Origin of the sequence: Pedobacter immunditicola (assembly GCF_037482985.1) — a bacterium.
In the GTDB taxonomy this organism is placed as follows: Bacteria; Bacteroidota; Bacteroidia; order Sphingobacteriales; family Sphingobacteriaceae; genus Pedobacter; species Pedobacter immunditicola.
Map to the genome: position 1 here is coordinate 270,259 of NZ_JBBHKC010000007.1, position 15,111 is coordinate 285,369.

Here is a 15,111-nt window from a genome sequence, read left to right on the forward strand (position 1 = left end):
ATTTAAACATTGAGCAATGCCATTTTCCTTAAGCTTTGTTTTTTGAGGTCACTAAAATAACGATACCTGCCACTAAAATGAGTCCGCCGGCATAAGGCGACCAGTTGACGGTTTTTTCGCGGTCTGCAGAGATCTGAATGGGTCCGGCATCAACGAGTTTTTCTTTCGAGGTGTAAGTAAAACCTGTCCAGATCAGAAGAATAGCGCCAATGACGATAAAAATGAGTCCGATGTTTTTGTTCATAGTAGCGATTAATTAAATGATAAGCATTAAATTCTCTGAAGGAACAAACGGAGCAGCTTTTCTGTTTCGATTATAAAATTAATCAAGCTATCCACCCTGATCCCTTGATGCTTAATTGCTATTCCTCTTCAAAGAAATCCTGCAGGCCACCAAAAAAGTGTTCATTTAGACCAGAAGTGAAGTCGTCATAATCTTCTTCAGGGATATTCGTTTGGACAAACTCAAGGGAAGTTCCTTTTTTATCCGGGTGGAGTTTAATGGTCACAATAGAAGGTTCATTGTCGTCACCGAAGTACCATTGTTGAACAATTTTTTTACCATAGTCCAGCTCCAGGTTTTTACCCACAATGTCGCCTTCCCAGAAAGAAAATTCAGTGCCAACTTCCTCCGTAAATTCAGCTTCGGCACCCGTCCACAACTGTATACTTTGTGCTTTCGTCATCGCCAGATAAACCTCTTCAGGAGGCGCAGGGAAGGTGTAATATTTTTTAAAGGTCTTCATTTGTTTATTTTCGTTATTCAAAGGCAAAAAAGCGATCAGGAGCAAAATTATGTTACCGCTTTAATTTATGATTTGTTATTTAAAAGCGTTTAGTCCGGTCACATCCATTCCGGTGATTAGTAAATGTATATCATGTGTGCCCTCATAGGTGACAACAGATTCGAGGTTCATCATGTGGCGCATAATGGAGTATTCGCCGGTGATGCCCATGCCGCCAAGCATCTGTCTGGCGTTTCTGGCGATATCAAGGGCGATTTCCACGCTATTTCTTTTCGCCATGGAGATTTGTTCAGCTGAAGCGCGGTTTTCGCTTTTCAGCACCCCCAGTCGCCATACCAGTAACTGTGCTTTGGTGATTTCCGTCACCATCTCGGCCAGTTTCTTTTGCTGCAGCTGGAAACCACCGATAGGCCTGCCAAACTGAACTCTTTCTTTCGCATAACGCAAAGCCGTATCATAACAATCCATGGCAGCCCCTAAAGCACCCCAGGCAATGCCGTAACGTGCCTGGTTTAAGCATCCCAATGGACCTTTTAGGCCGCGGATATCCGGGAAAATATTTCCTTTAGGAACCTTCACATTGTCGAATACCAACTCACCCGTGGCAGAAGCTCTTAAGCTCCATTTGTTATGCGTTTCCGGTGTAGTAAAACCTTCCATGCCGCGTTCCACCACAAGTCCCCTTATTTTACCCATCTCATCCTTAGCCCATACCACTGCAATATCTGCGAAAGGGGCGTTGGAGATCCACATTTTGGCGCCGTTCAGGATATAGTGATCGCCGTTATCTTTGATATTGGTGACCATTCCACCCGGATTAGAACCATGGTCAGGCTCAGTAAGGCCAAAGCAGCCCATCAATTCACCGGATGCCAGTTTAGGGAGGTATTTCAGTCGCTGTTCTTCTGTACCATAGGCGAAAATGGGGTACATCACCAAAGAGCCCTGTACCGAAGCGGTAGAGCGTATTCCGGAATCCCCACGTTCAATTTCCTGCATTAAGATTCCGTAAGAAATGTAATCCAGCCCTGCGCCACCATATTCAACAGGGATTGTAGGGCCAAAAGCACCTATATCTGCCAGTCCTTTAATCAGCTGTTTAGGAAATTCTGCTCTTTGTGCATAATCCTCTATGATCGGACTTACTTCCTTTTTCACCCAGTCGCGCGCCGAAGCCCTTATCAGGCGGTGTTCTTCCGTTAATAATTCATCTAACTGGTAATAATCAGGCGATTCGTAGAGGTCTTTCTTTGCGGATTTGTTCATTTTCGGGTTAATTTGAGGTCGGGTATTTATATTTCAGGAGCTTGTTGTTAACGTATGCAGCATTCCTTATCATCGTATAATTCGGTTCGCTATTCTGACAAAAATATATTAAATTAATAAAGGTCTACGGGATATTTTTCGCACGATTAAATACGGTCAAAATCCCGCTCCTTAACAATCAAAGTTAATAAATTAGCGTAATGGGAGGCAAGATGCCATTAAAAAATTAAATTTGCGTAAAGATACAGGCACATGTTCATACAAACCGTCGCATTAAAGGATGTTAAATTCTTCTCTTTTCATGGTTATTACCCTGAAGAACAGCTTATTGGTAGCCATTTTATGGTGAGTGCCACGGTCACCTTTTTACCATCAGAAGATTCTGAGGCCCTGCATCATACGGTCAATTATGAAGTGCTGAATGCTATTATGGGCGAGGAGATGGTAAAGACCCAGCAGCTGCTGGAAACCGTCGTAAAAAACATCCTTTACCGCATTCTTGGTGCTTTCCCATTTTTGCTGACCATTGAGGTCGGTATCAAAAAATTAAACCCATGCATGCCCGGGGCGGTTCACCATTCTTTTGTGCAATTACATTACACGGCATCGGAGCAAAGTGATACCTATTACAAATCATTTTGACGCATAAAATATTAATATCTATACCACAATTTACACCCAATTAAACCACTAATGCAATACACTAAGATCACTGTTGATTTACTTGATGAAATAAAGAGCGCTGTAGGTGCGGCCAATGTATTCACCGATGAAGAATCATTGAGCAATTATGCCCACGACGAAACGGAAGATTTAAAATACTATCCGGAAGTAGTGGTTAAACCGATGGATACCGCGGCAGTTGCTGCATTGCTGAAATTATGTTCAGAAAAACATGTCCCTGTTACCCCACGAGGTGGAGGGACCGGTTTAAGTGGTGCCGCTTTACCCATATTCGGCGGAGTGTTGTTGTCGATGGAAAAATTCAAAGCCATTATCGATATTGACACAGCGAACCTGCAGGCGACGGTAGAGCCCGGCGTAATTACCGAAGAGTTCATCAATGCAGTAGCTGAAGTCGGCTTGTTGTACCCTGTGGACCCTTCCAGTAAAGGTTCCTGCTTCATTGGCGGTAATGTAGCCCATTGTTCCGGCGGACCAAGGGTAGTCAAATATGGCACGATCAGGGAGTATATCCTGAACCTGGAAGTTGTTCTTCCTTCAGGGGAGGTGATCTGGACGGGTGCCAATACCTTAAAATATTCTTCCGGCTATAACCTGACGCAGCTGCTGATAGGTTCGGAAGGGACATTAGGTGTGGTCACAAAAATTGTCACCAAACTGATCCCCAGGCCTACACAAACTGTGCTGATGCTCGGATCCTTTTCAGAAAACGAATCTGCCTGTGCAGCAGTTTCGGCGATTTTCAGGGCAGGTATTACGCCATCTGCTTTAGAGTTTATGGAAAGAAAAGGAGTAGAGTGGGTGATCAAATACGATGATATCAAATTTGACTTGAAGGATGGCGTCAATGCCTTTTTGATGATCGAATTTGATGGAGATGATATGGACACTATCTTTAGGGATTGCGAAAAAACGAATGTGGTGTTAGAGCAGTTCAATTGCAGTGACGTGCTTTTCGCAGATACTGCACAGCAGAAAGAAGATTTATGGCGGATGCGCCGGACGATGGCCGAATCCGTTAAATCGAATTCAGTTTATAAGGAAGAAGATACAGTGGTACCGAGGGCGGCTTTGCCAAAGCTGATTAACGGCATCAAGGAAATAGGTTACAACTACGGTTTCGAAAGTGTTTGTTATGGCCATGCCGGTGATGGCAATTTGCATATCAATATCATCAAGGCAGGAATGAGCGATGAAGACTGGAAAAACAAGTTGAAAGATGGCATCGTGGAAATTTTTGAGCTGACTACAGCCTTAGGCGGTACCATTTCAGGAGAACATGGCATCGGACTGGTGCAAAAAGAATTCATGCCCATCAAATACAGCGAGATCCACCTCAACCTGATGCGCAGCATCAAACAAGTTTTTGACCCCAAAAACATTTTGAATCCCGGAAAGATATTCTAGTCCCTTAATTACTAATAAAAAGAGGTTGTATCATTGATCAAATGCGCCATCAGCATGACGTGCCCATCTCATGATACAACCTCTTTATTGATGACGTCCAGACTGTCCTTAGCTTCATTTGAATCTAGGGTGGATCTAGGGTGGATCTACGGTGTATCTACCTTTTCCCGGCAAAACCTAGATATGCTGTAGAGCTGGGGTGCATCCAAAGTGGTGCCGTTATATAGTCTCGGTAAGCTGTTCGAAGGCCATCATTTTCTCCCTTTCCCTGATGGGGATATCGGCAGCAGCTTTAGCGGCATAATCAAAGGCTACACAAACTGTTTTGCCTTTGCTGCAGATGACTTCTTTGCCTCCAGCCAGTTTCACGATTAAGTATTCGAGGTCAAAACTGGTTTTGCCTATTCTGGAGGTGCGGACATAAATAATGAGTTTGTCTTCAAGGAATATAGGTGTAATGTAGTCCAAAGATGCATTGGCGATCACGACACCTGTTTTCTTCCAGTCCCAGTTGATGGCATGGTGCCAGTATTTGGTGCGGGCAATTTCAAGGTAGGTGAAGTAGACGGAATTGTTAGCGTGGCCCATCATATCGAAATCCGCAAAACGGGTGTCGATAGTCGTTTTATACTTATAATTGTCGAAATGATTGATTACTTCTGCCGTTTTGTCTGGTCGTTTTTCTTTTTTACGCCAAAATGTCTTAAATATCATAGAAAATAGGGTTGGTACAAGAGTTGAATAGGAGGTATTAGCTATATAAAATTAAAAAACTTAAAATAAAAAAAGGAGAATTAATTATGACACTAGTAAATTTTCAAAACAGAACCCGCAACACAGCGCCTTACTTTAACAACGTATTCGACTCATTGTTTAGCGACGCTTTAAATAAGAACCTTGTGATCAGCAAAATTCCAGGGGTAAATATTATAGAAAGCGCTGAGGATTATAAAATTGAAGTCGCTGCACCGGGCTTAACTAAAGAAGATTTTCAAATCAATTTGAAAAAAGACACCTTGTCTGTATGGGCAGAAAAAAAGGCAGTAGAAGGGGAGCAAAAAGATTATACCCGTAAAGAGTTTGATTATAATTCTTTCGCCAGGTCATTCGTTTTACCAGAAACAGTTGACGCAGAAAAAATAGCTGCTGAATATGTAAACGGTATTTTAAACATTACCATTGGCAAAAAAGACGAAAGCAAAGTTAAAGACATCGAGATTAAAGTATCTTAATTGGATACCTTTTTAAAAGAAAGACCGCTTGCCTGCCAGGCAAGCGGTTAGCAGTTTAACGATACTATTTTCTAAGCGATAAGAAGCCCTTAAAATCACATTTAAGGGCTTTTTTTATGTATTGGGTATTTGGGCAATGAAGTTTGAAACAATCAGTTTAAATATCTTTTTCATCAGTGTATAGTTTGTTTTTTAACCGTGATGAAGCTATCATCATCTTATGATGGTTTCTTTTGCGAAAACGATAATTAGAATTAACTTAAATGAATTTATATTTCGAATGCAATAGCCGTAGGTTTATAGGTCTTTCAGTTTTAACTAACTGCAGTCCGTTATTCAAACAGGGGTATTTCAAGATGAAGTGAACCACTGTCGAAGCTTTGCTTTAGCGACTTTCGGGAGTAATTCGATAGTCACAGATGAGGAATAAAACTAAAAAGTCATATCAACAACTTAAATCAACATGATGAGGTCATTTAAATACTCAAAAGTATATTCCATTTCTTTTTTTCTGACTGTCCTGCTACTTTCCTGTGGTAAAAAGGACCAGCCTTCCCCTGATCAAATGAGAATAGCCACTTTAGAAGAAATAGTGCATTCCACCATTTCATCGATCCCATCACGTACATTAAAATATACATTTGAGTATGATCAACAGCACCGTATTTCCCGGATAAACGACCGGCAATTTAAGTATAGCGAGCAAGACAAAGTCAGCTCCTCGCGCATATACCGCATTACAACAGATCAATTCGGGCTCACTCAGGAGTATATTGAAAGTTTGAAATACCAATGGGATGATCAAGGTCGACTTGCGGCCATTGTTGCAGACAGTATCTATCACCATCACCATACAAAATCAGCTGGGACAGTTAATACACAGTTGAAAAGTCTTTATCAGGGTTCTGTGATCGCAAAACACGAGTACAACGGCGTTGCAAAACTGCCTGCTTCGATCACTTATCTGGTTGATTATGAGCTTCCTTTGAAAGCCGGAGTCATGGAGACGATGACCTTTCAGTACCAGGAGAATGACATTTTACGTAGCAGGCAACTGGATCTGTCGATTGCTCCTGGTTCAGGATTTTTAGTAAGGCCTGCGTTTGCCGTGTATTCGCATTATCGCTATGACACCAACCCACATCATCTTTATGGGGCCTATTTGCAACTGGGGTTTCACCCCTATAATTTTGGTTCGATAGTTTCGCAGCATCATCCTGTAAGTGTTTACAGTGAACATCAACTGGGAGATGTTGCCCCTACAGTAAATCCAGACTGGAACAAAGCGGAAAAATTTGTATCTGAGTACAACGCTCAGGGCTATGCTACGTCCATCAAATCGATACCAGGCATTGGAGGCGCTTCATGGCGAACTATAAAAGTTACTTACCGTTGATGATGCTTAAAAATACATCAACACAAAAAATCCCCCGGTGAGGGGGGATTTGAGATTTTCATTAGATCCCGGAACGGCGTCCGGGATGACGATAATTTTATATTTCCTAGTAACCCAGAATTTTCAACACCTGTTTACTATTCTGTTCCTCACCGAATACCTCAAAGTTAAAGGTCTCGTCACGGTTTCTGCGGATGATCACATGTTTAGGGCTAGGCAATAAGCAGTGGTGGATGCCACCGTAACCGCTTAACACTTCCTGGTAAGCACCTGTGTTAAAGAAACCAAGGTACTGCACTTTACGCGTTTTCGGCATAAACACACTGTTCATGTGGGCTTCCTGGTTGTAGTAATCCTGACCATCGCAGGTAATCCCACCCAAGTTTACTCTTTCATATTCCGCATCCCAGTTGTTAATCGGCAATAGCACATATTTCTGGTTCAGTGCCCAAACATCAGGCAGGTTGGTGATGAAAGAACCATCCAGCATCAGCCATTTTTCCCTGTCGTTTTGTTGTTTACGGCCGAGTACTTTATAAAGGATACCAGAAGCTTCCGCTACGGTGTATTTACCAAATTCAGTGATGATATCCGGTTCAATGACATCGTGCTCCGCACAAATTTCCTTGATCCGTTTCACGATCTCATTCACCATGTATTCATAATCAAAATCAAATACCAGTGAATCTTTGAATGGCATTCCGCCACCAATATCCAACGTATCTAATTCCGGATTGATCTTTTTAAACTTACAGTATAAAGTTACATATTTCTCCAGCTCGTTCCAGTAGTAAGGTGTATCCGAGATACCCGAGTTAATGAAGAAATGCAATAACTTCACCCTGAAATTAGGGTTCACTGCAATCTTATTATTGTATAAATCAATCACATCTTCCATTCTCACCCCTAAACGGGAAGTATAGAACTGTGAATCCGGTTGTTCCTCCGCGGCAATCCTGATACCCAAATTACATGGTGTATCTAATTCCACCTCATCGTCATACAAGTTAAATTCTTCCTTGTTGTCCAATACAGGAATGATGTTGGTATAACCATCATGGAGCATATCAATGATATACTGTTTATACTGATAGGTTTTAAAACCATTACAGATCACGGTGATGCTCTTGTCGACAGCACCCTTTTTCTCCAACGCATCGATCATGGGCATATCGAAAGCCGAAGAAGTTTCCAGGTGGATCCCGTTTTTCAGGGCTTCTTCCACGATATGGCGGAAATGGGAGCTTTTTGTACAATAACAGTACTTGTAATCACCTCTGTAATTGTTCTTGAGGATAGCGGTCTGGAATAAGATCTTCGCTTGCTGGATTTTTTTACTGACCATCGGCAGGTAGGTGAAACGCAATGGCGTACCATAAGTTTCAATCATCTCCATTAAGTTCAGGTCCTGGAAGTATAATTCATCGTCTATAATGTCGTAGCCTTCCTGTGGAAAACCAACACTTAGATCAAGAAATTCGGAGTAACTCTGCATTTTTTATATTTTTGAACAATTTTTAAAGGTTTAGCAAATTAATTTCACCTAATTTTGGCACAAAGATAAGCCTTTTATAAAACACAGCCGTAATTTTTTTTATGACCAAAACATTGAAGATTATTGAAGTGAAATCAGAGATTGGCGCCGGTACCCGGGGTGCCAGTTTAGGCGTTGATGCAATCAAAATTGCGGCCCTTGATTATGGAAGCAGATTCTTCAAAAAGCATAAATCTGTGGAAGTTCCCAATGAGAACCATTTACTGCTGGAAAGCACCGGAAGCCCCTATGCAAAGCGCATATCGGGTATTTTAACGATGGTGGAGCGGGTAAGTGATGTGGTGCAGGAAACCTTAACCCAGAACGAATTTCCGATTGTATTAGCGGGCGACCACAGTACGGCGGCCGGCACCATTGCGGGAATTAAGGCAGCTCACCCCAAGGCGCGACTGGGGGTAATCTGGATCGATGCCCATGCAGATTTGCATTCCCCTTATACCACACCGTCGGGAAATATGCACGGCATGCCGCTGGCGATGGTGCTCGATGAAGATAATTTGGACGCGAAAGTGAACAAACTTGATCAGGAAACCATTAACTATTGGTTTCAGCTGAAAAACGTCGATAATATAGCCCCAAAGATCACTTACCAGGACCTGGTCCTGATTTCCGCCAGGGATATGGAGGCAGCAGAAGAGAGCCTGATTAAAAAGCATAATGTTAAAATCATCACTACAGCAGATTTAAGAAAAAGAAGTGTGGAGCGGGTGGCCATTGAAGCGATGTTGCACCTGGACCATTGCGATTTAGTTTATGTTTCCTTTGATGTAGATTCTTTAGATCCAACCTCCTCCAGGGGAACCGGAACGCCCGTAGCCCAGGGCTTAACCGAACGTGAAGCCGGCAGCCTGATGTCGAAACTGCTGGTCCATAAAAAGGTCTGCTGTTTTGAGATCACCGAAGTAAACCCCACTTTAGACCGTGAAAATCAGATGGCAGAAAATGCCTTTGAAATATTAATTAAAGCGACTAACGCTTTTAGAAACGAATAGTTTATGAAGATTGAAAGAAATATCATTACCAAAACAGTAGCAGGCGTAAAACAAATATATAACCTTGATATCCCTGAAGAGCAGGTAAACGTTCAAGACACCCGTACAGAATTTGAAGGACAAGTTACGGTGGTGGTTTTCCCGATCACCCGTTACTCCAAAAAATCACCTGAAGCCACAGCGAATGACCTGGGCGAATACCTGGTCGAAAATGTGGAAGAAGTGATCTCTTACAATGTCATCAAAGGCTTTTTAAACTTAGTGATTGCCGAATACTACTTTGTAAACCTGTTGAATACCGAATTACTGGATCCCGCTTTTGGTGTTTTAAAACCCAATGGCAATAAGGTGATGGTTGAATATTCATCGCCAAACACCAATAAACCTTTGCATTTAGGCCATGTGCGCAATAACTTATTGGGTTATTCGGTAGCCGAATTACTGAAAGCGAATGGCGATGAGGTATATAAAGTGAACCTGGTTAACGACAGGGGCATTCACATCTGTAAATCCATGCTCGCCTGGCAAAAATTCGGGAACGAGGAAACACCTGAAAGTACCGGTTTAAAAGGCGATCACCTGGTGGGAAAATACTATGTGATCTTCGATAAAGAATATAAAAAAGAAATCGAGCAATTAAAAGCCGCCGGACAAACAGAAGAAGAAGCCAAGAAAAATGCGCCGCTGATTAAAGAAGCGCAGGAAATGTTGCTGGCCTGGGAAAAAGGAGAGCCAGCCGTGATCGATCTCTGGAAAACCATGAATACCTGGGTATATGCCGGTTTCGATGTAACCTATAAAAACCTGGGTGTAGATTTCGATAAATATTATTATGAAAGCGATACTTATCTTCTGGGTAAGGATGTGGTGGATGAAGGACTGTCAAAGGGTGTCTTTTACAAAAAAGAAGATGGATCCGTTTGGATCGACCTTACTGCAGATGGCCTGGATGAGAAATTAGTGATGCGTGCAGATGGCACCTCGGTGTACATCACCCAGGATCTGGGCACGGCACAAATGAAATACGATGATTTCAAAATGGATGAATCCATTTATGTGGTGGGCAATGAACAGGATTACCATTTCAAGGTGCTGTTCCTGATCCTGAAGAAGCTGGAGAAAACATGGGCCACAGGACTGCACCATTTATCTTACGGGATGGTGGATCTGCCAAGCGGAAAGATGAAATCAAGGGAAGGAACGGTTGTGGATGCCGATGACCTGATTGCAGAGATGATCGACACGGCAAGACAAAAAACGGAAGAGCTGGGCAAAGTCAATGAATTCTCTGCAGAAGAGAAAGAGCAGCTGTACTATAACATTGGGATGGGTGCTTTAAAATATTTCCTTTTAAAAGTAGAACCTAAGAAAAGGCTGTTGTTTGATCCTTCAGAGTCCATTGATTTCCAGGGTAATACCGGGCCATTTATCCAATATACCCATGCCCGTATTAAATCCTTATTAAAAAAGGCAGGTTTTGCAGCAGGTCATCAAAGTGATCCCGATTTAGCCATTACTGAAGTAGAGTTGGAGATGGTGATTTTATTGTCTAAATATGAAGTTGAAATTGCAGCAGCAGCAAAAGGATACAGTCCGGCGACACTGGCCAATTACTTATACGAAGTAGCCAAGCTGTTCAATAAATTTTACCATGAAATTCCGCCGATTGTAAAAGAGGAAGACGAAAAGATCAAACATCACCGTTTAAACCTATGCTTCGTGACGGCAAATATTTTAAAATCGGGAATGAAGTTACTAGGCATTACGGTGCCTGAACGAATGTAAAACAACAGATGATAAAAAGGTCTTTCCAATATTTAGTAGGTGATCCGGAGGAATTTCTACTGCAAAGCAGGATATTTCATACGTTTAGCTTGATAGCGATCATCAGCATTTTTGGACAGGCCCTATTTTATCAGTTCACCAGGCTACAGGAAGCTTCCTTGCTGTCCGCCATGGTAGGACTGGCCATGACCGGCCTGTTTTATCTTAGCAGGTTTAAAAACAAGTTACATTTAGCCGTTTCCCTTACTGTCATCGCCCTGAGCATTACCCATGTATTTGGGTATATGTATAACGCAGGTATTGCTGGTAACGCGATGTTACTTTCTGTGGAGACCTTATTTTTAGTGTTGCTGGTGGTGCCCCAAAAACAAAGATTTTTCTGGTTTCTCCTTACTGTTGCCGTGTTATTGGTGATGGTGTACCTGGAATACCTTAACCCGGGGATTGTAAAGAAAGGATACCATGACCGGACCGAAAAATATGTAGACCTGGTGGTTACCTACCTGCTTGCTGCCGTCATGATTTATATCGGCGCGGTGATGCTCAGGAACAATTACAACAAGCAAAAGGATGCGGCAGAAAATAAAGCGCTTAAACTGACCCATTCCAACCAGGAGAAGGACAAGTTGTTTTCCATCATTTCGCATGATTTAACTGCGCCAATGGCGACGGTAAAGCAATACCTCGACCTGTTGCAGGCTGTGGAGCTGGATACCGAAGAACGCAAGACTATTGAGCAAAGTCTTGCGCGCTCGCTGAATGAAGCCAATACCTTGTTGAATAATCTGCTGCTCTGGGCAAAAAACCAGATGCACCTCAATTATGTGCAGTTGGAAACGATCCATATCAAAGCGCTGCTGACCGAAACGGTGGATCTTTACCGGGTACAGGCCGATCATAAAAAGATCAGCATTAAAATGTGCGTTGAAGACGATTTACATGTAAAGGCAGATCAGAACATGTTGAATGTTGTTTTCCGGAATTTATTGAACAATGCCATTAAGTTTTCACACCTGGGCGGGGAGATTGAATTCCGCGCTTTCAGCGAAAACAACCAGTGTGTGATCAGTTTGAAGGATCATGGAATAGGCATTACGGGAGACAAACAAGATAAGATCTTTACCCTGAACATCTCCTCCAGCTATGGCACTGCCAACGAAAAAGGTACTGGCCTGGGGTTGATATTAAGCAAGGATTTTATGGTGCAGCTGGGGGGAGACCTCTGGTTCAACAGTACACCCTGGGAAGGAACTACTTTTTATGTTTCCCTGCCGAATGCGTAAAAAATAATATATATTGTTGAGGTCAATTTTTTTAAATTATATGCTCCAAAAACGCTTCAAATTTCTTATTGGCCATCCCGCTGAATTTTCGCTGGAAAGCAGGATATTTCATTCTATTTCTTTGATTAGTATGGTGCCGATTTTGGTTGGTGCGGTGCTGTATGCATTTGGTCCATTTCAATATGCAGTTTATCTATCGATCTGTACAGGGCTGGTACAGTTTGGCTTATACTATTTAAGTCGTTTCAAAAACCAACTGAGCCTGGCTATCAGTTTATCAGTTATTAATATCAGCATCACCCGTATCGGTGGCTATATTTTTAATGCCGGGGTGAGTGGGAACAGCCTGCTTCTTTCTGCGGTAACCTTGTTTATTGTACTCTTGATCGTACCGAAAAAGCATCGCCTGATTTGGTTTTTATTCAATGCGCTGCTCGTGCTTACGCTGCTATACCTGGAATTTCAACATCCCGTGATGATACAGCAACATTATGATAGTCGCCCGGAGTTGTTTTTTAATATGGGCGTTACTTACTTCATTGTGATTGCCTTAATTTATGTGGGTACGGTACAGCTTCGAAAAAGTTATGATGAGCAAAAAGAACTGGTCGAAGAAAAAGCATTAAGTATGTTGAAATTAAACGAGGAAAAGGATAAACTGTTTTCCATTATTTCGCATGATTTAAATGCACCGATGTCTTCGGTAAAACAATATTTGGACCTTTTACAGACGGTAGAGCTGGAAGTTGAAGAGCGCAGGACGATTGAGAAAAGCCTGGCACGCTCGCTGGATGATGCCAGTACCTTGCTGAATAATTTGCTGCTCTGGGCAAAAAACCAGATGCAACTCAATTATGTGCAAGTGGAAAACATTGGTCTCCAAGCATTGCTTACCGGCCTTGTTCAACTTTTCCAAACCCAGGCCGAACTTAAAAAGATTAATGTCCAATTATATGCCGAAGACGATCTATATGTGAAGGCTGATCAGAACATGTTGAATGTGGTGTTGCGGAATTTACTTAACAATGCAATTAAATTTTCGCACATTGGGGGAAATATCGAAATTCATGCTTTTAGAGAAAATGGTAATTGCATCATCAGGCTGAAAGATAATGGGATAGGTATTAAGGATGATAAACAAGATAAAATATTTACCTTGAACGTTTCTTCCAGCTATGGCACGGCAAATGAAAAAGGTACTGGTCTGGGCCTGATCCTCAGTAAGGATTTTATGGTTCAGCAAGGTGGCGATTTATGGTTTGAAAGTGCAGCATCGGAAGGAACCACCTTTTATGTTTCCCTTCCAATGGGGGAAATGAATAAAAAACAACTCGCTGAACTGAGTTAAAAGAAAATGTAAAACAGAAAAATGATTAAAAAGTCATTTCAATACATCGTAGGCGATGCAGACCAGTTTTCGCTGCAAAGCAGGATTTTCCATGGGATCTCCATCGTGATCAGTCTTACGCTTCTCGCAAAATCAATATTTTACAGCTATACCTCCCTGCAACTGGCCGCGATAGTCTGTGCGCTGGCACTGATCGCTGAATTGGGCTTCTACTACCTGAGCCGCTTTAAAGGGCATGTTACCCTGGCCATTACGCTTTGTGTGGCCAAGCTCATCCTGATGCAAATCGGGATTTTCCAGTATAATGCAGGTGTAGATGGTAATATTCTTTTGTTATCCTCGATCTCTATCTTTCTGATCATACTCATAACACCCATCAGGCAAGGTGTGTTGTGGATCATGGGCAATGTAAGCCTGGTGCTGGTGATGCTTGTGATGGAATATCGGAACCCCAGCTTTGTAAAACAATACTACGCCAGTGAGCTGGAAAAGTTTATTGACCTGGGGATCACCTATACGAACGTTGCGGCGATACTTTGTGCCGGTATCATTATTCTTCGCAACAGTTATGAGCAGCAGCGAATGCTTGTCATTCGGCAGTCTCAGAAACTTAAGTTGATGAATGATGAAAAAGACAAGTTGTTCTCCATTATTTCTCACGACTTAAATGCGCCCTTGTCGTCGGTCAAACAATACCTCGAGTTGTTAAGGGCAACAGAGCTGGATGCTGCAGAACGCCAGGATATTGAAAAAGATTTGGCCTGCTCGTTGCGGGACGCAAAAATCCTGTTGAATAATTTACTGCTTTGGGCGAAAAACCAAATGCAACTTAATTACGTCCAACTGGAAGCGGTGGACTTCGGGAAACTTTTGATACAAACGGTCAACCTTTTTAAACAAAGGGCTGAGGAGAAAAAGATCAAGATCAATATCGCTATTGCAGCGGACATATATGTAAAAGCCGACCAGAATATGCTCAAGGTCGTCTTGCGGAATTTATTGAACAATGCCCTTAAGTTTTCGCACCTGGGTGGGGAAATAGAGATCAAAGCCTTCATCGAAAACGAACGCTGTATCGTTGTGCTAAAAGACTATGGCATAGGGATTACGGAAGAAAAACAAGAGAAGATCTTCTCCCTGAATATATCATCCAGCTATGGCACGGCAAACGAAAAGGGCAGCGGACTGGGCCTGATCTTATGCAGGGATTTCATGGCTCAGCAAGGTGGTGAGATTTGGTTCGACAGCACCCCATGGGAGGGAACGACGTTTTATTTGTCGTTGCCCGTTGAAGGGGACGTAGTGAGCATCATCCCGGGCCCCGTGCCGGGATCTAATTCAGTAAATCAATAGACCCCGGAACAGGTCCGGGGTGACGCGATTTAGGTCCGGGGTGACGACATTTACTGATGACGGC

General features: G+C 42.5%; 14 protein-coding genes. 9 read left to right on the top strand and 5 right to left on the bottom strand.

What is annotated here, in order from left to right; all coding sequences use genetic code 11:
• Positions 1-28 precede the first annotated feature (28 nt).
• The 3 genes from WG905_RS14495 to WG905_RS14505 all read right to left on the bottom strand — a co-directional run bounded on the left by WG905_RS14495 (position 29) and on the right by WG905_RS14505 (position 2,012).
• On the bottom strand, positions 29-244 hold the full coding sequence (locus WG905_RS14495) for a hypothetical protein (protein WP_339592450.1): 216 nt from the start codon (positions 242-244) through the stop codon (positions 29-31).
• A gap of 118 nt (positions 245-362) precedes the next feature.
• Positions 363-746, bottom strand: a complete 384-nt coding sequence (locus WG905_RS14500; RefSeq protein WP_339592451.1) for an SRPBCC domain-containing protein — start codon at positions 744-746, stop codon at positions 363-365.
• Between the two features lie 75 nt (positions 747-821).
• Complete coding sequence (locus WG905_RS14505; protein ID WP_339592452.1) at positions 822-2,012, bottom strand: acyl-CoA dehydrogenase family protein; 1,191 nt, start codon at positions 2,010-2,012, stop codon at positions 822-824.
• 252 nt (positions 2,013-2,264) lie between these two features.
• Here WG905_RS14505 and WG905_RS14510 point away from each other — a divergent pair, with 252 nt between their 5' ends.
• On the top strand, positions 2,265-2,654 hold the full coding sequence (locus tag WG905_RS14510; protein WP_339592453.1) for a dihydroneopterin aldolase: 390 nt from the start codon (positions 2,265-2,267) through the stop codon (positions 2,652-2,654).
• A 51-nt stretch (positions 2,655-2,705) separates the two neighbouring features.
• Positions 2,706-4,103, top strand: coding sequence for an FAD-binding oxidoreductase (locus WG905_RS14515; protein WP_339592454.1), 1,398 nt, complete (start codon positions 2,706-2,708; stop codon positions 4,101-4,103).
• A 219-nt stretch (positions 4,104-4,322) separates the two neighbouring features.
• On the opposite strand, the gene WG905_RS14520 is transcribed toward WG905_RS14515, so the two are convergent.
• Positions 4,323-4,817 (bottom strand): acyl-CoA thioesterase, encoded by a 495-nt coding sequence (locus WG905_RS14520; protein WP_339592455.1) that lies wholly within the window; start codon positions 4,815-4,817, stop codon positions 4,323-4,325.
• A gap of 86 nt (positions 4,818-4,903) precedes the next feature.
• On the opposite strand from WG905_RS14520, the gene WG905_RS14525 reads away from it, so the two are divergent.
• Together WG905_RS14525 and WG905_RS14530 are read left to right on the top strand one after the other, a co-directional pair.
• Positions 4,904-5,335, top strand: coding sequence for an Hsp20/alpha crystallin family protein (locus WG905_RS14525; RefSeq protein WP_339592456.1), 432 nt, complete (start codon positions 4,904-4,906; stop codon positions 5,333-5,335).
• Between the two features lie 463 nt (positions 5,336-5,798).
• Positions 5,799-6,731 carry a hypothetical protein gene (locus WG905_RS14530; RefSeq protein WP_339592457.1) on the top strand — a complete coding sequence of 311 codons (933 nt, stop codon included), beginning with the start codon at positions 5,799-5,801 and terminating at the stop codon, positions 6,729-6,731.
• A gap of 106 nt (positions 6,732-6,837) precedes the next feature.
• On the opposite strand, the gene WG905_RS14535 is transcribed toward WG905_RS14530, so the two are convergent.
• Positions 6,838-8,226 (bottom strand): arginine decarboxylase, encoded by a 1,389-nt coding sequence (locus tag WG905_RS14535; protein ID WP_339592458.1) that lies wholly within the window; start codon positions 8,224-8,226, stop codon positions 6,838-6,840.
• 101 nt (positions 8,227-8,327) lie between these two features.
• Here WG905_RS14535 and WG905_RS14540 point away from each other — a divergent pair, with 101 nt between their 5' ends.
• Genes WG905_RS14540 through WG905_RS14560 form a run of 5 tightly spaced genes read left to right on the top strand, consistent with a single transcriptional unit; the run spans position 8,328 to position 15,047 of the window.
• A complete protein-coding gene (locus WG905_RS14540) occupies positions 8,328-9,278 on the top strand; it encodes an arginase (protein ID WP_339592459.1) in 951 nt (316 codons plus the stop codon).
• A gap of 3 nt (positions 9,279-9,281) precedes the next feature.
• Positions 9,282-11,063, top strand: coding sequence for an arginine--tRNA ligase (gene argS / locus WG905_RS14545; RefSeq protein ID WP_339592460.1), 1,782 nt, complete (start codon positions 9,282-9,284; stop codon positions 11,061-11,063).
• A gap of 8 nt (positions 11,064-11,071) precedes the next feature.
• Positions 11,072-12,346, top strand: a complete 1,275-nt coding sequence (locus WG905_RS14550) for a sensor histidine kinase (RefSeq protein WP_339592461.1) — start codon at positions 11,072-11,074, stop codon at positions 12,344-12,346.
• Positions 12,347-12,386: 40 nt separating this feature from the next.
• Positions 12,387-13,694 (top strand): sensor histidine kinase, encoded by a 1,308-nt coding sequence (locus WG905_RS14555; RefSeq protein WP_339592462.1) that lies wholly within the window; start codon positions 12,387-12,389, stop codon positions 13,692-13,694.
• Positions 13,695-13,715: 21 nt separating this feature from the next.
• On the top strand, positions 13,716-15,047 hold the full coding sequence (locus WG905_RS14560; RefSeq protein ID WP_339592463.1) for a sensor histidine kinase: 1,332 nt from the start codon (positions 13,716-13,718) through the stop codon (positions 15,045-15,047).
• Positions 15,048-15,111 lie beyond the last annotated feature (64 nt).

What these genes read in the sequence shown, in the direction of transcription:
- WG905_RS14495 (WP_339592450.1), bottom strand. Translation starts at nt 244, where the DNA reads ATGAACAAAAACATCGGACTCATTTTTATCGTCATTGGCGCTATTCTT.
- WG905_RS14535 (WP_339592458.1), bottom strand. Translation starts at nt 8,226, where the DNA reads ATGCAGAGTTACTCCGAATTTCTTGATCTAAGTGTTGGTTTTCCACAG.
- WG905_RS14515 (WP_339592454.1), top strand. Translation starts at nt 2,706, where the DNA reads ATGCAATACACTAAGATCACTGTTGATTTACTTGATGAAATAAAGAGC.
- WG905_RS14530 (WP_339592457.1), top strand. Translation starts at nt 5,799, where the DNA reads ATGATGAGGTCATTTAAATACTCAAAAGTATATTCCATTTCTTTTTTT.
- WG905_RS14540 (WP_339592459.1), top strand. Translation starts at nt 8,328, where the DNA reads ATGACCAAAACATTGAAGATTATTGAAGTGAAATCAGAGATTGGCGCC.
- WG905_RS14520 (WP_339592455.1), bottom strand. Translation starts at nt 4,817, where the DNA reads ATGATATTTAAGACATTTTGGCGTAAAAAAGAAAAACGACCAGACAAA.
- WG905_RS14550 (WP_339592461.1), top strand. Translation starts at nt 11,072, where the DNA reads ATGATAAAAAGGTCTTTCCAATATTTAGTAGGTGATCCGGAGGAATTT.
- WG905_RS14560 (WP_339592463.1), top strand. Translation starts at nt 13,716, where the DNA reads ATGATTAAAAAGTCATTTCAATACATCGTAGGCGATGCAGACCAGTTT.
- argS (WP_339592460.1), top strand. Translation starts at nt 9,282, where the DNA reads ATGAAGATTGAAAGAAATATCATTACCAAAACAGTAGCAGGCGTAAAA.
- WG905_RS14525 (WP_339592456.1), top strand. Translation starts at nt 4,904, where the DNA reads ATGACACTAGTAAATTTTCAAAACAGAACCCGCAACACAGCGCCTTAC.
- WG905_RS14555 (WP_339592462.1), top strand. Translation starts at nt 12,387, where the DNA reads ATGCTCCAAAAACGCTTCAAATTTCTTATTGGCCATCCCGCTGAATTT.
- WG905_RS14505 (WP_339592452.1), bottom strand. Translation starts at nt 2,012, where the DNA reads ATGAACAAATCCGCAAAGAAAGACCTCTACGAATCGCCTGATTATTAC.
- WG905_RS14500 (WP_339592451.1), bottom strand. Translation starts at nt 746, where the DNA reads ATGAAGACCTTTAAAAAATATTACACCTTCCCTGCGCCTCCTGAAGAG.
- WG905_RS14510 (WP_339592453.1), top strand. Translation starts at nt 2,265, where the DNA reads ATGTTCATACAAACCGTCGCATTAAAGGATGTTAAATTCTTCTCTTTT.